General features: G+C 64.5%; 14 protein-coding genes and 1 pseudogene. 7 read left to right on the top strand and 8 right to left on the bottom strand.

Annotation, left to right across the window (positions count from 1 at the left end; all coding sequences use genetic code 11):
- Positions 1-2: 2 nt before the first annotated feature.
- Both CLV47_RS09325 and selA read right to left on the bottom strand, forming a co-directional pair.
- Complete coding sequence (locus CLV47_RS09325) at positions 3-509, bottom strand: Dps family protein (RefSeq protein ID WP_238145298.1); 507 nt, start codon at positions 507-509, stop codon at positions 3-5.
- 198 nt (positions 510-707) lie between these two features.
- Positions 708-2,012, bottom strand: coding sequence for an L-seryl-tRNA(Sec) selenium transferase (selA, locus tag CLV47_RS09330; RefSeq protein WP_106348759.1), 1,305 nt, complete (start codon positions 2,010-2,012; stop codon positions 708-710).
- 124 nt (positions 2,013-2,136) lie between these two features.
- Here selA and CLV47_RS22850 point away from each other — a divergent pair, with 124 nt between their 5' ends.
- From CLV47_RS22850 to selD, 5 genes are read left to right on the top strand one after another with little or no spacing between them, the layout of a single operon-like run.
- On the top strand, positions 2,137-2,703 hold the full coding sequence (locus CLV47_RS22850) for a dehydrogenase (protein WP_106348760.1): 567 nt from the start codon (positions 2,137-2,139) through the stop codon (positions 2,701-2,703).
- A gap of 21 nt (positions 2,704-2,724) precedes the next feature.
- Positions 2,725-5,409: a formate dehydrogenase gene (gene fdh / locus CLV47_RS09340; protein WP_106348761.1), complete on the top strand. Its 2,685-nt coding sequence runs from the start codon at positions 2,725-2,727 to the stop codon at positions 5,407-5,409.
- On the top strand, positions 5,406-6,347 hold the full coding sequence (locus tag CLV47_RS09345; RefSeq protein WP_106348762.1) for a 4Fe-4S dicluster domain-containing protein: 942 nt from the start codon (positions 5,406-5,408) through the stop codon (positions 6,345-6,347). Before fdh ends, CLV47_RS09345 begins: the two co-directional genes overlap by 4 nt.
- Positions 6,344-7,255, top strand: coding sequence for an NrfD/PsrC family molybdoenzyme membrane anchor subunit (nrfD, locus tag CLV47_RS09350; protein ID WP_106348763.1), 912 nt, complete (start codon positions 6,344-6,346; stop codon positions 7,253-7,255). Before CLV47_RS09345 ends, nrfD begins: the two co-directional genes overlap by 4 nt.
- A 34-nt stretch (positions 7,256-7,289) precedes the next feature.
- Entirely contained in the window at positions 7,290-8,285 is a 996-nt protein-coding gene (gene selD / locus CLV47_RS09355) for a selenide, water dikinase SelD (protein ID WP_106348764.1), read from the top strand.
- On the opposite strand, the gene CLV47_RS09360 is transcribed toward selD, so the two are convergent.
- Positions 8,282-9,445 carry an NADH:flavin oxidoreductase/NADH oxidase gene (locus tag CLV47_RS09360; protein WP_106348841.1) on the bottom strand — a complete coding sequence of 388 codons (1,164 nt, stop codon included), beginning with the start codon at positions 9,443-9,445 and terminating at the stop codon, positions 8,282-8,284. The genes selD and CLV47_RS09360 overlap by 4 nt on opposite strands.
- 191 nt (positions 9,446-9,636) lie before the next feature.
- Here CLV47_RS09360 and CLV47_RS09365 point away from each other — a divergent pair, with 191 nt between their 5' ends.
- On the top strand, positions 9,637-11,250 hold the full coding sequence (locus CLV47_RS09365; protein WP_106348765.1) for an AMP-binding protein: 1,614 nt from the start codon (positions 9,637-9,639) through the stop codon (positions 11,248-11,250).
- Between the two features lie 190 nt (positions 11,251-11,440).
- Positions 11,441-11,995 (top strand): PaaI family thioesterase, encoded by a 555-nt coding sequence (locus tag CLV47_RS09370; RefSeq protein ID WP_106348766.1) that lies wholly within the window; start codon positions 11,441-11,443, stop codon positions 11,993-11,995.
- 89 nt (positions 11,996-12,084) lie between these two features.
- Here CLV47_RS09370 and CLV47_RS09375 read toward each other — a convergent pair whose 3' ends face one another.
- The 5 genes and pseudogenes from CLV47_RS09375 to CLV47_RS09400 all read right to left on the bottom strand — a co-directional run bounded on the left by CLV47_RS09375 (position 12,085) and on the right by CLV47_RS09400 (position 18,415).
- Positions 12,085-13,233: an acyl-CoA dehydrogenase family protein gene (locus tag CLV47_RS09375; protein WP_106348767.1), complete on the bottom strand. Its 1,149-nt coding sequence runs from the start codon at positions 13,231-13,233 to the stop codon at positions 12,085-12,087.
- Positions 13,234-14,463, bottom strand: coding sequence for an acyl-CoA dehydrogenase family protein (locus CLV47_RS09380; protein WP_106348768.1), 1,230 nt, complete (start codon positions 14,461-14,463; stop codon positions 13,234-13,236).
- Positions 14,464-14,545: 82 nt separating this feature from the next.
- Positions 14,546-15,505, bottom strand: coding sequence for a carbohydrate kinase family protein (locus CLV47_RS09385; RefSeq protein WP_106348769.1), 960 nt, complete (start codon positions 15,503-15,505; stop codon positions 14,546-14,548).
- Positions 15,502-16,143 (bottom strand): annotated as a pseudogene (locus CLV47_RS09390) (class II aldolase/adducin family protein). The gene CLV47_RS09385 and the pseudogene CLV47_RS09390 overlap by 4 nt, the downstream one beginning before the upstream one ends.
- A gap of 37 nt (positions 16,144-16,180) precedes the next feature.
- Positions 16,181-18,415 (bottom strand): N,N-dimethylformamidase beta subunit family domain-containing protein, encoded by a 2,235-nt coding sequence (locus tag CLV47_RS09400; RefSeq protein ID WP_146135340.1) that lies wholly within the window; start codon positions 18,413-18,415, stop codon positions 16,181-16,183.
- Positions 18,416-18,431 lie beyond the last annotated feature (16 nt).

Raw genomic sequence — 18,431 nt, forward strand, 5'->3', positions numbered from 1 at the left:
CGCTAGGAAGGCTTCTTTGCCGCAGATTTCGCCGCTGCCGCGGACTCCGTAGCCGCGCCGCGGGTGGCGAGGCGGCCGGACGCGTTTTCTAGATGGGCGCGCACGAACCATTGAAACAGTTCGAGCTGTTTAGTGTGACCGATCAGCATGTCCTCGGTGATCGGGTCGATCTTCCCGATCGTATCGATCGCTTCACGCTCACTGGAGATGACGCCGTCGTAGACGATGTCAAGAGCACCCAGATGCTCGCTCGTGTCCGCGAGGCCGATGTCGTAGTCGTCCCAGGTGCGCGTCGAGACCAAGGCACCCGGCGTACCCACCGGAGAGACTCCAAGGGTCGCCATCCGCTCGGCAGTCTCGTCAACCATCGCCCGCACCGCGTCGATCTGCGGGTCGAGCATCTCGTGTACGCCGATGAAGTCCGGGCCCACCACATTCCAATGCGCGTGCTTCAGTGTGAGCTGGAGGTCATTCAGCGCGTGTAGGCGCATTTGAAGGGTCTTGCCCACCCTTGTGCCCTTCGGCGACCTTCAGCCCGGGGACGGTGTATTCACTCTTGCGACCGGAGCCGACTTTGTCTGCCATCGTTGATCCTCGTTTCCATGTAGGCGAGAAGGCTGATTCTTTGCCTTCACGAGGTTTGTTACCCACACGCCGCATCGATAAACGGTGAAACGCTGAAGACATCGGGGCCGAGCATGCTGCGACTACGCGCTCGACTTGGTCGCGTGTATCGCGCGGTGTATGGCTTCGACGATGAGCGCGTCGTCGGCCGGCGCCACCGCTATCAGGTCGAGAAGTAGTCGTCCGCGTTCGACTCTGCCAACCACTGGTGGGTCGCCGACCCTCAGGGCATGTGCCAAGGACGCCGGCACTGCTAGAGCGGCACTTGGCAGCTCGACACCGGGCGCGCCTCCCCCACCTACAGCGGCCGCCGAATCGACGACCGCAGCACCGATCCCGTCCAGCGCGGCGCAGATTCGCGTTGCCCGCGCATGCAACTGCGCAGCCGTGACCGTTAGGGAGGTCGATACGGGCGGCGGCGGGCCGATCAACGTTGCCTCGAGCGCAGCCAGGGTCAGCTTGTCCACGCGTACGGCGCGCGCGAAGGGATGACGTCGAAGCCGATCGACCAGACTGGCCTCCCCCAGCATCAGGCCACATTGCGGGCCGCCCAACAGCTTGTCGCCGGACGCGGTGACCAGGTCCGCGCCCGCATCAAGCCAGGCGGACGCGCTCGGCTCGTCAGGCAGCCGCGGATGCGGGCCGAGCAGCCCGGAGCCGATGTCGGCCACGACGGGCACGGGGAGCGTCGCGAGCTCGGAAACCGCCACTGACGACGTGAATCCGGAGACCAGGAAGTTGGAAGGGTGCACCTTGAGCACGTACGCCGTGTCGTCGTCGATCGCCGACTCGTAGTCGGCGAGCCGGACACGGTTGGTGGTGCCCACCTCGCGCAAAGTGGCACCAATCGACTCGATCAGCTCCGGCAACCGGAACCCATCGCCGATCTCAACCATCTCTCCCCGGGCCACGATGATGTTGCGGCCCATCGCGAGCGCGCACGTGACTAACGCGAGCGCCGCCGCTCCATTGTTGACCACGTGCACACCACCCGCGGATGGAACGGCAGCGGCAAGCGCCGCCAATGCGGCTTCGCCGCGCCTGCTGCGCCTACCGGACTCGAGATCCATCTCGACATCAGTGGCTCCGGCGGCTATCTGTATCGCGTCAACGGCGGCCTGCGACAGCGGTGCCCGGCCGAGGTTGGTGTGCACGACTACGCCGGTCGCGTTGATGACGCGTCGCATCGACGTGGCGGCCGCAGGCAGGGATTCCCAAGCCCAGTCCGCTACCGCTCCTGGGTCGAGTTCATCCGCCCGGCACCGTTGCAGCGCCAGCGTCACCGCTCGCTTCACGATGCCAATACCTAGTACGCCGACGGCCTCGGCCAGCCGCGGGTCGGCAAGGACATGGTCGGTCCGCGGCGTAGCGCGACGCGAATCTTGCAAGGTGACTCCTTCTGGCCGGCAGATCTTCGGCCTTCACTGTAGTGTCCGCGGTTGTGGCTCCTTCTCTAATCGCGGCGGGGTCGCTAGATTGGAGCGGCAAGCCAAATAAGTGGCGGGAGGACCGATGGGTGATCACGCGTTCGTGAGTTTGTGGCCGCTGCTTCGCCAACTGCGCGGCGATCGGCTGGGGCGCGGCACCGCAGCGATGTCGTCCCGCAGCGAGACGCTTCGTCCGCGCACCGCCGAAGCCGACAAGGTCGTCGACTCAATCTGTCCATACTGCGCAGTGGGCTGCGCCCAGAAAGTCTTCGTCAAAGACGGCACGGTCACCCAGATCGAGGGAGACCCGGCCAGTCCGATTTCGCGTGGCAGGCTCTGCCCCAAGGGCAGCGCGAGCAAGCAGCTGGTGACCTCCCCGGGCCGGGTGACCAAGGTTCGTTATCGACGCCCGTTCGGCACCGAATGGGAAGACCTCGATCTGGACACCGCGATGGACATGATCGCCGACCGCGTGATCAAGACACGCAAACAGTTCTGGGAGTGGGAGTCCAAGGACGGCAAACGGCTGCGGCGGACGATGGGCATCGCCAGTCTCGGAGGAGCGACCCTCGACAACGAGGAAAACTACCTCATGAAGAAGCTGTATACGGCGATGGGCGCGATCCAGATCGAGAACCAGGCTCGTATTTGACACTCCTCCACCGTTCCCGGTCTGGGGACTTCGTTTGGTCGCGGTGGTGCGACGAGTTTCCAGCAGGATCTGGCTAACGCTGACTGCATCCTGATCGAGGGATCCAACATGGCCGAGTGCCACCCGGTCGGTTTCCAGTGGGTAATGGAGGCAAAACAGCGCGGCGCGACAATTATTCACGTCGACCCGCGGTTCACCCGTACATCGGCAGTCGCCGACCTACACGTGCCGATCCGCGCCGGCTCGGACATCGCGTTTCTTGGCGCCCTAGTGAACTTTGTGCTGACCAACGGGCTCGACTTCCGTGAGTACGTCGTGAACTACACCAACGCGGCGGCAATCGTGAGCGAGGATTTCCGGGACACCGAAGATCTCGACGGGCTGTTTTCCGGTTTCGATCCCGAGACCGACACCTACGACCCAACGAGCTGGCAGTACGAAAACGTCACAGAGGCGCCAGCCGCCGGCCAGCGTGATTCCGCGCAGCCGGGCGGGCCAAAAAACGGGCCCGATCAGGAAGCCAGCCGAACCGACGCCGAGACGCGGCACGAGAGTGCTCAGTCCGAGACGGCCGGCTCCGGCGGTCCATCGATCGCCGAGAAGCCGAGGCGGGACGAGACTCTGCAGCACCCACGGTGCGTTTACCAGATCCTCAAGCGGCACTTTGCCCGCTACACCGCGGATGTCGTGCAGGCGGTTTGTGGTATCTCCCCTGAGCAGTTCCAGCAGGTCGCCGAGGCACTGACGCGCAACAGCGGACGCGACCGCACCTCGGCGTTCTGCTATGCGGTCGGCTGGACCCAGCACAGCACCGGCGTACAGAACATCCGGACCGCGTCGATCTTGCAGCTGCTGCTGGGCAACATCGGACGGCCCGGCGGTGGCATCATGGCGCTGCGTGGGCACGCCAGCATCCAAGGCTCGACGGATATCCCGACGCTGTTCAACATCCTGCCCGGCTATATCCCCATGCCGCACGCTGCTCAGCATGAAAACCTGGATCAGTTCGTAGCCGCCGACGCGGGCAAGACCGGGTTCTGGGGCAACATGCGCTCGTACACAGTGAGTCTGCTGAAATCCTACTGGGGCGATGCGGCCACCGCGGCCAACGACTACTGCTTCGACTACCTACCCCGGCTGACCGGTCACCACGGGACTTACGACACCGTAGTCGGACAGATCGAAGGCCGTGTCAAGGGCTATTTCCTTGTCGGCGAGAACCCTGCCGTCGGCTCGGCGAACGGCAAGATGCAGCGGTTGGGCATGGCCAACCTCGACTGGCTGGTCGTCCGCGACCTGGCCATGATCGAGTCGGCCACCTTCTGGAAAGACGGTCCCGAGATCGCGACCGGTGAGCTCGCGACCGAGCAGATTGGCACCGAGGTGTTCTTCTTGCCGGCCGCCTCGCACGTGGAGAAGGCCGGCTCGTTCACCAATACCCAACGGATGCTGCAGTGGCGCACCAAGGCCGTCGAACCACCCGGTGATGCGCGCAGCGAGCTGCAGTTCTATTACGAGCTCGGGCAGCGTATCCGGTATAAGCTCGCCGACTCGGCCGACGAGATGGACCGGCCGGTCTTAGACCTCACCTGGGATTACCCGACCGAGGGACCGTTGAACGAGCCGAGCGGCGAGGCGGTGCTGCGCGAGATCAACGGCACCGGGCCAGACGGTGGCCCGTTGTCGTCGTACACCGAGCTCAAGGACGACGGGTCGACCGCGTGCGGCTGCTGGATCTACTGCGGCGTCTACTCAGACGGAGTCAACCAGGCGGCCCGCCGCAAGCCGCGGTGGGAACAGTCGTACGTCGCACCAGAGTGGGGATGGGCCTGGCCGGCAAACCGGCGGATCCTGTACAACCGCGCGTCGGCCGATCCCGACGGAAAGCCGTGGAGCGAGCGGAAGAAGTACGTGTGGTGGGACGCCGACGAGGGGCGGTGGACCGGCGTCGACGTACCGGACTTCATCGCCGACCGGCCGCCGGACCACGTGCCCGCCGACGGTGCGCAAGGGCCGGATGCCATTGGCGGACGAGATCCGTTCATCATGCAGACCGACGGTAAGGCGTGGTTGTATGCGCCGTCAGGGCTCGCGGACGGTCCGATGCCGGCCCACTACGAACCACCGGAGTCACCGGTGCACAACCCGCTCTACGGCCAGCAGAACAACCCGGCCCGCCAAACGGTCGAGCAGGGCGACAACCCGCTCAACCCGTCATACAGCGAGGTCTTTCCGTATGTGTTCACTAGCTACCGGTTGACCGAACACCACACGGCCGGCGGCATGAGCAGAACGCTCCCCTACCTATCCGAACTGCAGCCGGAGATGTTCTGCGAGGTCTCACCGCGCCTGGCCGCGCAGCGGTCGCTCGAGAACGGCGGCTGGGCGACGATTGTGACGGCCCGGGCCGCGATTGAGGCTCGGGTGCTGGTGACCGGGCGAATGCGTTCGCTGCGGGTCGGCGACCAATACGTCGAGCAGGTCGGGCTGCCCTATCACTGGGGGCAGGGTGGTCTGAGCACAGGCGACTCCGCCAACGACCTGGTCAACCTGACCTTGGATCCCAACGTTTTCATCCAGGGCAAGGTAGGCACGTGTGACATCCAAGCCGGGCGCCGACCACGCGGACCGGCATTGGTCGAATACGTCGAGGACTACCGGCGCCGCGCAGCTGCCGATCCGACCGACGAAGGGAGCGACGCATGAGCAACAGGTTCTCCGGCCCATTGGACGACGTGAGCGGTGATGCGGGACATCAGGAACATCCGCCACGGATGGGGTTCTTCACTGATACGTCGGTCTGCATCGGCTGCAAGGCATGCGAAGTGGCCTGCAAGGAATGGAACCTCGTGCCTGAGGACGGCATCTCGTTGTCCGGCATGTCCTACGACAACACTCAGGCACTCGGCGCGGACACCTGGCGGCACGTCGCGTTTATCGAAAAGCCGGTATCGACCGCTACCGACCTCGGAATGCCCGGCATGGGCCCGCCCGGTCTGCCAACGGCCTTCGACGAGTCTGGCCTCGACGTACTGGCCCTCGCCGCGGGTGACAGCTCGGCCGAGTCCGACGAGTCAGGCGTCCGTTGGCTGATGTCCTCCGACGTGTGCAAACACTGCACCCATGCCGCCTGCCTGGACGTGTGCCCCACCGGGTCGCTGTTTCGTACCGAGTTCGGCACCGTCGTCGTCCAGCCGGACATCTGCAATGGTTGCGGATATTGCGTGCCCGCCTGCCCGTACGGCGTTATCGACATCCGGCCCGAGGATGGCCGGGCGTTCAAGTGCACGCTGTGTTACGACCGGCTCAAGGACGGGGGGATGCCGGCATGCGCGCAAGCCTGCCCCACCGAGTCCATCCAGTACGGCGAGCTCGACGAGCTGCGTGAGCGCGCGCAGCAGCGCGTCACCGCGCTTCAAGAGCAGGGCGTGCAGGAGGCCCGGCTGTACGGCGCCGACCCGACGGACGGAGTCGGCGGCGACGGCGCCTTCTTCCTGCTGCTGGACGAACCGGAGGTCTACGGTTTGCCGCCGGACCCGATAGTGACGACCCGCGATATCGGCTCGATCTGGAAGCATGTCGGCGCCGCCGCGGGCACGTTGCTGGCGATGGCCGCCGCGTCATTCCTCGGGAGGCGCAAATGAGAGAACGGGCCGTCGTACCCGAGCCCGAGTTCGAGTCCTACTACGGCAAGGCCATCATCAAGACCCCGACCTGGAAGACGCCGGACGTGCCGCTGTACCTGTTCCTCGGCGGTCTGGCCGGCGCTTCTTCGGTCTTGGCAGAGGGAGCAGCGCTGTCCGGAAACCCTGCTCTGCAACGGATCGCCCGCTCGGCTGCGGCAGGAGGTGCCGCGGCCGGCACCGTTGCACTGATCCATGACCTCGGGCGGCCCGAGCGATTCTTAAATATGCTGCGGGTGTTCAAAGTGACCTCTCCGTTGTCGGTCGGATCGTTCATCCTGGCGCCATTCGCAGGACTCGCGTCCGCCGCGCTCGCCTCGGACGTAACCGGCCTGCTGCCGCGGCTCGGCCGCCTGGCCGGCGTCGGCGCGGCTGTGCTCGGGCCTCCCCTGGCCACCTATACCGCCGCGCTGATCTGCAACACTGCCGTACCGGCCTGGCACGAGGCGCATCGCGAAATGCCGTTCGTGTTCGCGGGGTCGGGCGCCGCCGCGGCGGGCGGGCTGGCGATGATCGCGGCACCTACGGCCCAGGCCGCACCGGCCCGACGGCTCGCGATCGCCGGAGCCGCGTTGGAGATGGGCAGCATGAAGGTGATGCACGAGCGGCTCGGCATGGTCGGTGAGCCTTACGAACAAGGCCGCCCAGGCCGGCTGCTGCGGCTGGCGCGGGGACTGACCGCCGGCGGAGCGGCCCTGTCGCTCATGGGCCGCCGCTCACGTGTGGCGTCGGCGCTCAGCGGCGCGGCGTACGTCGCCGGTTCGGTGTTGACACGCTTCGGTGTCTTCGAGGCCGGCATCGCATCGGCAAAAGACCCGAAGTACACCGTCGTACCGCAGAAGGACCGCCTCGCACACGCCGCTCGGTAGTCGCGCGCCCGAGGGGTAGTTGTACGGTGACGGTATGAGTATTGCCACGCCCGCGCTTCGATTGACTCAATTCGCTTCGGGAGGCGGCTGTGCCTGCAAAGTGCCTCCCGGCGAGCTAGAGCGAGTACTCGGCGGTCTGCCTGTCAGTCTGGAAGGCGGAGACCTGCTCGTCGGGCTGGACCACGGAGACGACGGTGCGGTGGTGCGCATCGACGGGGACCGCGCGGTGGTGGCAACGGCGGACTTCTTCACCCCCGTCGTCGACGACGCGTTCGACTGGGGCCGCATCGCGGCAGCCAATGCTCTTTCGGACGTGTACGCCATGGGCGGGACACCCGTGGTCGCAATCAATCTGCTGGCCTGGCCGCGAGAGAAGATTCCCTTCGAGCTCGCCGCAGAAGTGCTCCGGGGCGGCGCCGAAGTCTGTTCCGCCGCAGGTTGCTACCTCGCCGGCGGACACAGCATCGACGACCTGGAGCCGAAGTATGGCTTAGCAGTCACCGGTCTTGCGGCGCCGGATCGGTTGCTGCGCAACGATTCTGGCGTTGCCGGCGTACCGCTAACGCTCACCAAACCTCTCGGACTCGGCGTACTCAACAACCGCCACAAGGCGACCGGTGAACGTTTTGACGAGGCCGTCGCCGTGATGACGAGCCTCAATGACAAGGCATCTGCGGCGGCACTGGCCGGCGGCGCCGTCTGCGCGACCGATGTCACTGGCTTCGGGCTGCTCGGTCATCTCTACAAGATGACCCGCGCAAGTGGTGTCGCTGCGGTGATCGACTCCGCCGCGGTGCCCTACATCGCTGGCGCGCGTGAAGCACTGTCGGCCGGCTATATTCCGGGTGGCAGCCAACGCAACCTGGATTGGGTGCGACCCCATCTCGAGGCGTCCGTCGACGAAGACGAGTTGATCCTTCTCGCCGACGCCCAGACCTCTGGTGGGCTGCTGGTCGCGGGCGAAATACCCGGCTCTCCTATCATCGGTGAGCTTGTCGCAGGCACGCCGGGACACATCACCGTGCTCTAGGTCTGCGGCATGTTGGCATCGCCCTCATTCGATGTCGGCAGCGGCCAACCGGAGGCTGCCTTATTGCCACGGTACGGCCGGAGCCAGCCTTGCCAGTCTCGAGGGACGAGATCGATCGGGTCCTGTCCGCCCAATTCTCTTGCAGCCCACACCGGCCAGTGCGGGTTCGAGAGTGCGGGCCGGCCGAGATAGACGAGGTCGCTCCTCTCCTGCCTAATCACCTGATCGGCCACCGACGGCTTCCCCAGGTTCCAACTTGTCGCAACGGGGATCCCGACCTCCGCACGCACGCGTGCGGCCCGATCGACCATAAAGCCCATGTCGCTGAACGGGACCTGGTTGATCTCGGGGCTGTTCATCCCGAGGCTCAGGTCGACCAGGTCGAGCCCGTGTTCCTTCATCCACCTGATCGCGGCGATCGACTCGTCAAACTGAAGCCCGTCGGCGTGCAGGTCGTCACAACCCACACGCGCGGTGAGCGGGAACCGCTCAGGCCACGCCTTCCGTACTGCATCGAGGGTCTCAAGGTGGAATCGGGCACGGTTCTCGGAACTGCCCCCATATTCATCGCCGCGCTGGTTTGCCAACGGCGACAGGAAACTAGCACCGAGGTACCCATGCGCAAAGTGCAACTCCAGCCACTCGAACCCGGCTTCGGCAGCCCGGTATGCCGCGGCCGCGAACTGGGTGTGGATCTCGGCAATCTCCATTTTCGACAACTCACGTGGGGCATAAGGCATTCGTCCGCCGTACGCAATCGCGGACGGGCCAACTGTCTGCCAACCATCGGGATGCTCAGGCGGAAGCATCCGACCACCGGCCCAATCCGGCTCGGCACTGCCTTTGCGACCGGTGTGCGCTAGTTGGATAGCCGGTACGGCTCCCATGTCCTTGATCATCGCGGTGACTCGCTTCAGCCCATCGATCTGATCGTCGTCATAAATGCCAGCGCACTTGACGCTCGTCCGGCCGTCTGGCGCGATCGCGATCTGCTCGGGAAACACCAGCCCAAAGCCGCCCGCCGCGCGTGCGCCGAGGTACATCAGGTGAAAGTCGTTCATCTTCCCGTCGACCGAGCGGTGCATGGTCATGGGTGACATCGCGATCCGATTCCGCAGTGTCACTCCCTTAAGCGTAAAGGGAGTAAAGAGATTTGACATGAGTTCCTTTCCGCCCTTGCCTGCCGCAGACTCGCGCGTCAACCTCACGCTAACAAGGTGCGGATTGCTCGTTGTTGGTCGTATGCGATGTCGATCACGATCACAAAGGGCCGCCGTGGTCGCGGCGCTGGCCGGCTCCGTGGCGCGTCGACCGATAGGCTTCAGACATCCGCCACAGTGAGGAGCTCATCATGGCCTGGGAGCCGATGCTTACCCGTGTCGATAACTACGACGACCTTTGGAAACAGATCGACTACTCGTCACTGCAGATCCCGAAGACGTTCAACATCGGCTCAGCGATCATTGACGGCCGCGATCCGGCCGCCCGCGCGATCACCGAGGTATACGGCGACCGGACCTCGAAAGACTTCAGTTGGGCGGACCTGACCGAACTGAGCAATCGCATCGCCAATGCGCTCCTTGCACGCGGCATCAAGCCCGGCGATATCGTCATGGTCATTAATCCGCAGTCGCTGCAGACAGCCGCCGCATTTACCGCTATCTGGCGGATGGGCGCCGTCGTACTACCCGTTTCGCACCTATTCGGGCCCGAGGCCTTGGACTACCGTTTCGATAATTCTGGCGCCCGCGCGGTCATTACGTTCGCGTCGCATCGCGACCGCGTCGTCGAAGGCATCGGGGATCGCGACGTCGAGCTTCTGGTCATCGGCGCCGATGCCGACGACCAGAATTCGTTCGAGACCGCGATCGCCGACGCCGCACCGGGCTTCACCGCGGTAGAGACCGGCGCCGATGACGGCGCCTTCTTGATCTACACCTCCGGCACCACCGGCAATCCGAAGGGCGCACTGCATCTGCATCGGCAGGTGTTCGGACAGATGCCGCCCATCGAGATGTGCTACGACTTCCTGCCGCAGCCAGGCGACGTGTTCTGGTCGGTCGCGGACTGGGCATGGATGGCCGGAATCATGTGCATCATGGTGCCGGCGCTGTTGTACGGCGTGCCGCTCGTCGTCGATCGCGAGGACGGATTCGACCCTGAGCGTTCGGCCTGGCTGATGCGCGAACACAAGGTCACCTTGACCCTGCTCCCAGCGACCGCCCTACGCGGATTCCGCGCGTCAAGCGTCGAAGGCGGCGGATTCTCGCTGCGCGCCACCATGTCCGGCGGCGAACCGCTTGGCGCCGAGCTGCGCGGCTGGGCGCAAGAGTACTTCGGCGGCGATATCAACGACGCCTACGGGCAGACCGAGATGAACGCCTTCTTCCTCCACAGTTCGCAAGTGTTTCCGACGAAGCCGGGTGCCGCGGGACGGCCAGCACCCGGCAGCAAGGGAATGGTCGTCGACGACGATTTCAACCCGGTCATCAATCAGACTGGGCGCGTCGTCGTATGGCGACACAATCCCCTGGTCATGGCCGAATACTGGCGTAACCCAGAGGGAACCAGAGAAAAGTTCCACGGTGATTGGCTGATATCGGGCGATCTGGGTCGCATGGACGAGGACGGCTACGTCTGGTTCGAGATGCGTGATGACGACGTCATCAACGCCTCGGGATACCGCATCGGTCCTACCGAGATCGAAAACTGCTTGTGCGCCAACGAGTCCGTCGCGCTCGCGGCTGTCATCGGCGTACCGGACGAGAGGCGTGGCGAGGCACCGAAAGCGTTCGTCGTCCTGCGCTCCGAGGTCGAGGCACGTCCCGAGCTCGAGCAAGAACTCCGCAACCACGTCCGTACCCGCCTTGCCGCACACGAGGTGCCGCGGGAGATTGTCTTCGTCGACGATCTTCCGCGCACCGCCACCGGCAAAATCATGCGGCGGGCGCTGCGCGGCACATAAGTGTCACCGGCACCCGGGAGACTGGCACCTGGGGCGCTGGCCCAGTGACACTGGCACCAGTGACATTGGCACCACCACGGTCAAACCGTCGCGCCGGCGGCGTACGGTCATGCAGTGGTGGAGTGTCCCAACCCGGCTCGGCATGCCACCATTTCGACAACGCTCACGCACGACAGGACTCTATTTCCCGATGACCTCGCCCACTACCCCGGAACCGGCATCCCACACGCTCGATGACGACCTAGCCCGCCATATGTCGGGCTGGTCGAAGCGATTCGACAAGGACCACGACGACCAGTCGCCGCTCCCATCGCATCACCCGATGTGTCTCGGCTGCGGTCAGGACAATCCACACGGGCACCAGCTGGAAGTCCTCCGCGACGGCGACGGCGTACTCGCGCGCCACGTGTTCGATGCGCGCCACACCGGCGCACCGGGGATCGCGCACGGAGGGGCTGTGGCGACGGTCATCGACGATCTTTTCGGTTTCGTGCTGTACTCCGTCGGCGAACCGGGAGTGACCCGCCACCTCGGGGTCGACTACCTAGCCCCAGTTCTGCTCGGTACGCCGTACGTGTTTCGCGCCCGCCTGGACCGCCGCGACGGACGCAAACTCTTCGTCAGCGCCGAGGGTACCGACGAGACCGGCCGGGTCGTGATGAAGGCCGAGGCGCTGTTCATCGTCGTCGGGCTGACTCACTTCAAGGACGTCAACGCACAGTCCAACCCACCGGTAGCGCCGTAGCTCATCCGCCCTCTATCGCTAATGGGAGGATCGGTACCGGACTACCGGTACCGATCCTCCCATCTATCCGCGAAATAGCCGTAGCGTGGCTACGGAGTAGTCAGACTCGCATATCGGGCTCGGTGAAAGTCCGCGGACCCGAACTCGCTCTCGATCGCCGTCAGCCGCCTGAAGTAGTGCCCGATCGCGAGCTCTTGGGTCATCCCCATGCCGCCGTGCAGCTGGACGGCGTTCTGACCTATAAACCGCGCCGCCTGACTGACGGTGGCCTTCGCAGCGGACACCGCACGCCCGCGGACCGCACGGTCATCGCCAAGATGCAGGATCGCAAGATAGGCAGCGGACACCGCGCGTTCCAACTCGATGTGCATGTCGACCATGCGGTGTTGCAGCACTTGGAACGTGCCGATCGGCTGACCGAACTGCCGCCGCTCCTTGGCGTACTGGACCGTGTCGGCGACGACCTTGCGCATGAGACCGACGGCTTCCGCGCAGACAGCCGCAGTCCCCTCGTCGAGCATCGGCTCGATAACCGACCACGCCTCATCGACCTCACCGATCAACGCGTCGGCCGGGAGCCGGACGTCGCTCAAGTCGATGTCTGCGGCATGCCGATCGTCGATGGTCCGGTAGCTGTGCACGCTCATTCCCGCGGGCGCGTTGGCGGCGTCGAACTCCAGCAGGAATAGGGAAAGTCCGCCGGTCGCGCGCCGGTCACCGGACGTGCGCGCGCAGATGACCAGATGGGTCGCCAACGGCGCATCAAGCACCAGCGTCTTTGCGCCACTGAGCACCCAGCCGTCTCCATCCCGGACAGCCGTCGTCGTCACATCGTGACCAGACGGATAGGAATCCGGCTCCGCAGCGGCATAAGCGACCCGGACCCGTCCGGACGCGATTCCCTCTAGCACGGCGTCTGCCGCCGATCCCCCGGCCCGCCGCAACAGCCCCGCCCCAACCACAACCGTCCCAACGAACGGCTCTACAACGAGCGCCCGGCCGAGCTCTTCGGCGATCACCATCAGTTCTTCGGCGCCACCGTCGAGACCTCCGGCGTACGCCGGCAACGTCGCGCCCAGGATACCGATCTCATCGGCGAACGCCTGCCATATCTCCGGCTGCCAGCCGACCCCCGATCGAGCCGCTCGCCGACTGGCGTCGAGGTCGTATCGCTTCGACAGAAACGACGAGACCGTTTTGCGCAGCGATTCCTGTTCGGAAGTAAGAGAGAAGTCCATCTATAGCCCCAATGCAGCTTTGGCGAGAATGTTTCGCTGGATCTCGTTGCTGCCGGCATAGATCGAACCGGCGCGGTCGTTGAAGTAATGCAGCGCGGCAACGGCCTGCCACGGATCCCCACTGACATAACCGTCGCTGGGCGCGGCAAACTCGTCGACCGGACCGCCGGGCATCGTGGCATGCGGCTGATACGCATGTCCCTGCGGTCCGGCCGCCTCAAGCGTGAGTGTGGTGATGTCCTGGCTGAGCTCGGTCGCGAGGATCTTGAGCATCGAGGATGCGGGACCGGGATTCTTCCCCTCAGACAGCACGGCCAGGGTCCGATATTCCACGACTTCGAGTACGTCACAGCGGATCCGCAGATCCGCGAGCTTGACTGCGAACATCGGATCATCGATGAGCCGTCCGGTCGGACCTGGCTGGGTGCTCGCGACGTCTGCGAGCCGGTCGAGCATCACCTGCAAGCGCGGTGATGACGCCCCACCGCCACGCTCGAACTCGAGCAGGTATTTCGCGACGGTCCACCCGTCGTCGATCTCGCCGATTACATTCTTCTTCGGCACTCGTACGTTGTCGAAGAAGACCTGGTTTTGGACCTCCTCACCCGACGTCATGACAAGCGGGCGCACCTCAATTCCCGGCGCGGTCATGTCAAGCAGGAGAAACGTAATCCCCTGCTGCTTCTTGTCATGTTTCGAGGTGCGGACCAGCGCGAACATCCAGTTGGCCTCGCCCGCATGCGTGGTCCAGATCTTGCTGCCTGTGCACAGCAAATCGTCGCCATCGTCGACGGCAGCCATGGTCAGCGAGGCGAGATCTGAACCCGACTCCGGTTCGGAGTATCCCTGGCAGAAGAACACCTCGCCAGTCAGAATCCTCGGCAAGAAAAAGTCTTTCTGCGCGGCGGTGCCGAACTTCATGATGGCGTGCGAGACCATCCGGATACCCATCGGCGACAGAGTCGGCGCACCCGCGAGCGTGGCCTCACGGCTAAAGATGTAGTGCTGAGACGCGCTCCAATCGCACCCGCCGTGCTCTACCGCCCAGGCGGGAGCGGCCCAACCGCGCTGACGGAGGATCTCCTGCCACTGCATGCTGGCGTGGTGGTCGGGATAGACGCTCGTCGCGAGCCTCCCCGCGCGCCGCAGATCGTCAGTGAGGTTGGCGTCGAGAAAAGCACGCACCTCGTCGCGGAATGCCTCGTCGGCTGGCGAATACTGTAGATCCATACCCTCACTCACCCTTGAGTCGTCTGCCCTGACCTGAAACTAACCCACCGACTCAAGCCCTCGTGACACCGGGCGGTGGTGACTAGCCAAGCCGGCCGCGGACGTCGGCGGCGCGGACGTAGTCGACGAGCTGGTCCCAGCCGACGATGCCGGCGTCCGAGCCAAGCCCCGTCGCGGTCAGGCTGCCGGCGGCGGTCGCGAGCTGCAGACGCTCCGGGACGTCCACACCGCGGAGCGCGCCCATGAGGTACGCCGCGCAGAAGGCATCGCCGCAGCCGGTGGTGTCCAATACCTCGACCGGATATACCGGCGTACGACGTCGCTCCACGCCGCTGCCGTAGAGCGATCCGTCCGGACCAAGCGTGAGGATGACCGACGCGGCCCCATGATTGAGCAGAGCTAAAAGCACTGCCTCAGGATCGACGGCATTTACCAGAGACTGGGCTTGCTCGAGATTCGGCATGAACACATCGACGTATGGCAGCAGGTCCAGGATGTCGGAGCGATTGTCGGCGGGCCGGCCGGACTGAACGTCCATCGACACGAACACGCCTGCCGACTTCGCCGCTTTCAGCACGCCAACTAGTTCGGTGGTCTCGAGATTCCGCATGGCATCGACGCCACCGAGGTGTAGTCCGTCGATCCCCTCCCAGGCAGGGAACGTGAGGTCGCTGACCCGCACAAGACCGTTGATCCCAGGTACATGTAGCGCGGGGCGGTCCCCGTTCGGCCGGATCGGCAGCATTGACGCGGAGGTCTGCGCACCGTCCAACACCTTGAGGAGCGAGGAGTCGATCCCCTCGTCGGCGAGCAATCCAGCCAACACGGTGCCGATCACATCGGTGCTACGTGCCCCGACGCCGTATACCTTGGCCCCGAGTCGCGCCAGATCGACCGCCGTACCGGCACCGGAGCCAGCGGCGGTGATCCGGATCTGCTCGATCCGCACGCTTGCCTGACCCTGCGGGATGTCGCCGACCGGGCGACCAAGGATATCTACGAGAAACGTCCCAATAACGGCGACTGTTGGCTGAGCGCTCATGCTTCGTACGCCAGCCGTGCGCCCTGGTCTCGCACGGCCTGCAATTCTGCCGCACTCAGAATGCGCGGCGTGCCGGCGACACTGGCATGCCAGTAGATCTCGGCCAGCCACTCCAATTTTACCGTCCGGTCCAATGCCTGCGCGAGGACCGATCCGTAGGTAACCGCGCCATGGTTGCGAAGGAGGATCCCCTGCCGATCAACGAAAGCCGCCGCGGCGGCCGCGGCGAGCTCGCGCGAGCCAAAGACTTCAAACGGCACTACGCGGACCGGACCACCGAGGACGTTGATCGTGTAGTGGATTGCGGGAAGTTCGTCGGCGATTGTCCCCACCGCAACGGCGTACTTCGAATGGGTATGGATGATCGCCTGCGCATCCGAGCACCGGTAGGTCGTCAGATGCAAAGGCACCTATGAGGTCGGTCGGCGGCGGCCGCTCAGCACGTTACCTTCTAGGTCGATGACTACGAGGTCGTCGGGGGTGATGCTTCGGTAATCCAGTCCGCTCGGCGTCACGATAACCTCGTCACCGATCCGGACACTGAGGTTGCCGGACGTGCCGACGTTAAGGCCAGACTCGTGCAGGCTGATACCGGTCCGGATGATCGCGTCGCGCGCGCGTTCCATTTCGAGGGTCATGCGTTGCCTCCTAATCGCACCGCGCGAAGCCCGCAGCTCACTTCTCGACGTTGCGGTGCAGAAAGTCTCGAAGGACGTTCTCAGTCATCCGCGCCACGTTGTTGTCAAAATTGTTGTAGGCGAGACTGCCGGCCCAGGTGATGGATCCAACCGAGAAGACGGCGCCACCGGCCGGCGTCTGAAGGAAGGTGATATCCGAGCGCACCTTTGGGTTGTTCTCGCCGGTGATCATCGGTGTCGGCAGTCGCATCTCTTCTGTAGCCAGCAAGTAGTACTTCGAGTGAGGCTCAGACGTGGCTACGGTGAGCGCATGTCGCGGCGTACCGAGGGCCGGATCTGCACGGTCAAGCTCGTCACCGGAGGCACCGCCCATAACAAGACCGAAATCGCCGATCAGCTCGTCATCGATCCCGTTGAAGATGAACTTCGCGCGGGGATCCATCGCATGCTCTGTGCGCGCAAAACCCGGCGCCTTGGTGTCCCAGCCCTGACTGGTCATCCCGATACCGACGAGCTTGTTGGGGCTGCGCCCGCGGTAGCGCCACAGGCTGCCCATTTCACCGCTCTGGCTGTGGTACAGCTCGCCGGGGTCACTTTCCCAGCTGCGGATCGCGGACGTGCCGCGGCGAATCTCGATCAGGTGCGGCCGGTCCTTCGATGCGCTGGTGACCCAGTAGAACCCGTTTGCACCGAGATACATAATGCTTCCGCCGGCGGCCTTGTACTCCTCCGCCGCGTCGAGCATCCGTGAGCTCCAATACTCCGGATGGCTGCCGGTGATAAGTACCGTGTAGTCCTTAATCTCGTCGTATCCGCGCGCGTGCAGGCCGTGATCGGTGAGGACGTCGTAACCAGCCCCAAGCGAATCGAGCCAGGTCGTCAACGCCAGATCTGCGGCGAAATGCCGTGGGGCGTCTTGGATCGCGCTGCGATGATCATTGCGCATGGTCAAGACGGGCCGCAGGTGGGAGGAATAGCAGACGCCGGAACCGTCTGTGTGCAGGTCATATGTTGATGATCCGTACTCCAGATGCTGGCGGACCTGCCTTTCCCTCTCGCAAAGGACAACCGTTCGGTTGGTGAGCCCGGACCCTTCGTAATCGACCTCGTCGGCGAGCCGGCCGTTCGCGTAGGCCAAATAGGTAAATGTCGGGGTCAAAAACGCGACCTTGGCGCGCGGCGCACCCACGGCCGGTACGACGAAAACCGGTATGTGGTCTTCGGCGCCGTCACAGGACAGCGTGACCGCATACATGCCGGATGACAGGTCCGCAGGCAGCGACACAACTGCGCTGCATTCCCACGAAGCATCCTCCAGATCATCATCGTGGAAGTAGACCGCACGATAGTTGACCGCATCGAAGTTGAAGTCCAGGCAGTCGCCCTTCCACCGGTATCCCGTCACCGCGCGCATCGGAGCATTGACGAACTCGCCGTGATATCCGTGGCCCGATGCGTCGGCGAAGGTCACGCCCGCAGGATCGGCCCCGAGATTCCAGCGCGCGATCACCGATCCCTCGTCGTCGATGTCGGTATGCGGCAGCCGTTGTGCGGCGAGTGACGGCTCGACGCTTCCCACGCGCAGGAGCGGTGTGTCGATTTTTCCGTTGTAGAAACCGTCGGCGTTGACTCGTCGAAGGCCGTCGGCCGACCGACGCCCTGCCAGGGTCATAGCCAGCTCGGTAGGCAGCATGACCGCATGGTCTAACGGCACCGTTGCGTCGACTTGCGCATCACCGGGCACCGGCGAGTCGATCGGCAGTGTGGTCGCTCGGAGCGTACCGGTCTTCGCATCAAGGGTCGCCTCGACGAGGTACCAATAGCGGCTGTGCAGCTGACCGGCAGTGACGATCGTCCGGTCGTCGCCTGAGGCGCCGGCGACGGCGCGCAGCCATCCCTCCGGCGACAACTCGAGTGCGAACATAAGCCCCTCGGCCGTAAGTTCGATGACGGTCTGGCTGCGGCCCAGATCCGCCAAGGTCGGCCAGATTACGGCGCTGATCGTCAACGTGTCGGTGCCCGCCGGGGTCACTATCGCGTCTACCCAACCGTAGGACCCGGCTCGACAATGTTGCACCTTGCCTGCCAGGATCTGTTCATCGACTCCACCGACGGGCTCGAGCGCGTGACTAAGCTCGTCGGTCCCGCCACTCGCACTTGCCTTAGCCAGTCCCAATCGAAACTGGTTGGCCGTAGTCGAGACCATGACTCGCACGTCCGTCCCGGGCGGGGCCTCGAGTACCGAGCAATAGCCGCTTATTTCAGCTGTCACGGAGTTTCCGCTGGTG

This window comes from Antricoccus suffuscus, from assembly GCF_003003235.1.
In the GTDB taxonomy this organism is placed as follows: domain Bacteria; phylum Actinomycetota; class Actinomycetes; order Mycobacteriales; family Antricoccaceae; genus Antricoccus; species Antricoccus suffuscus.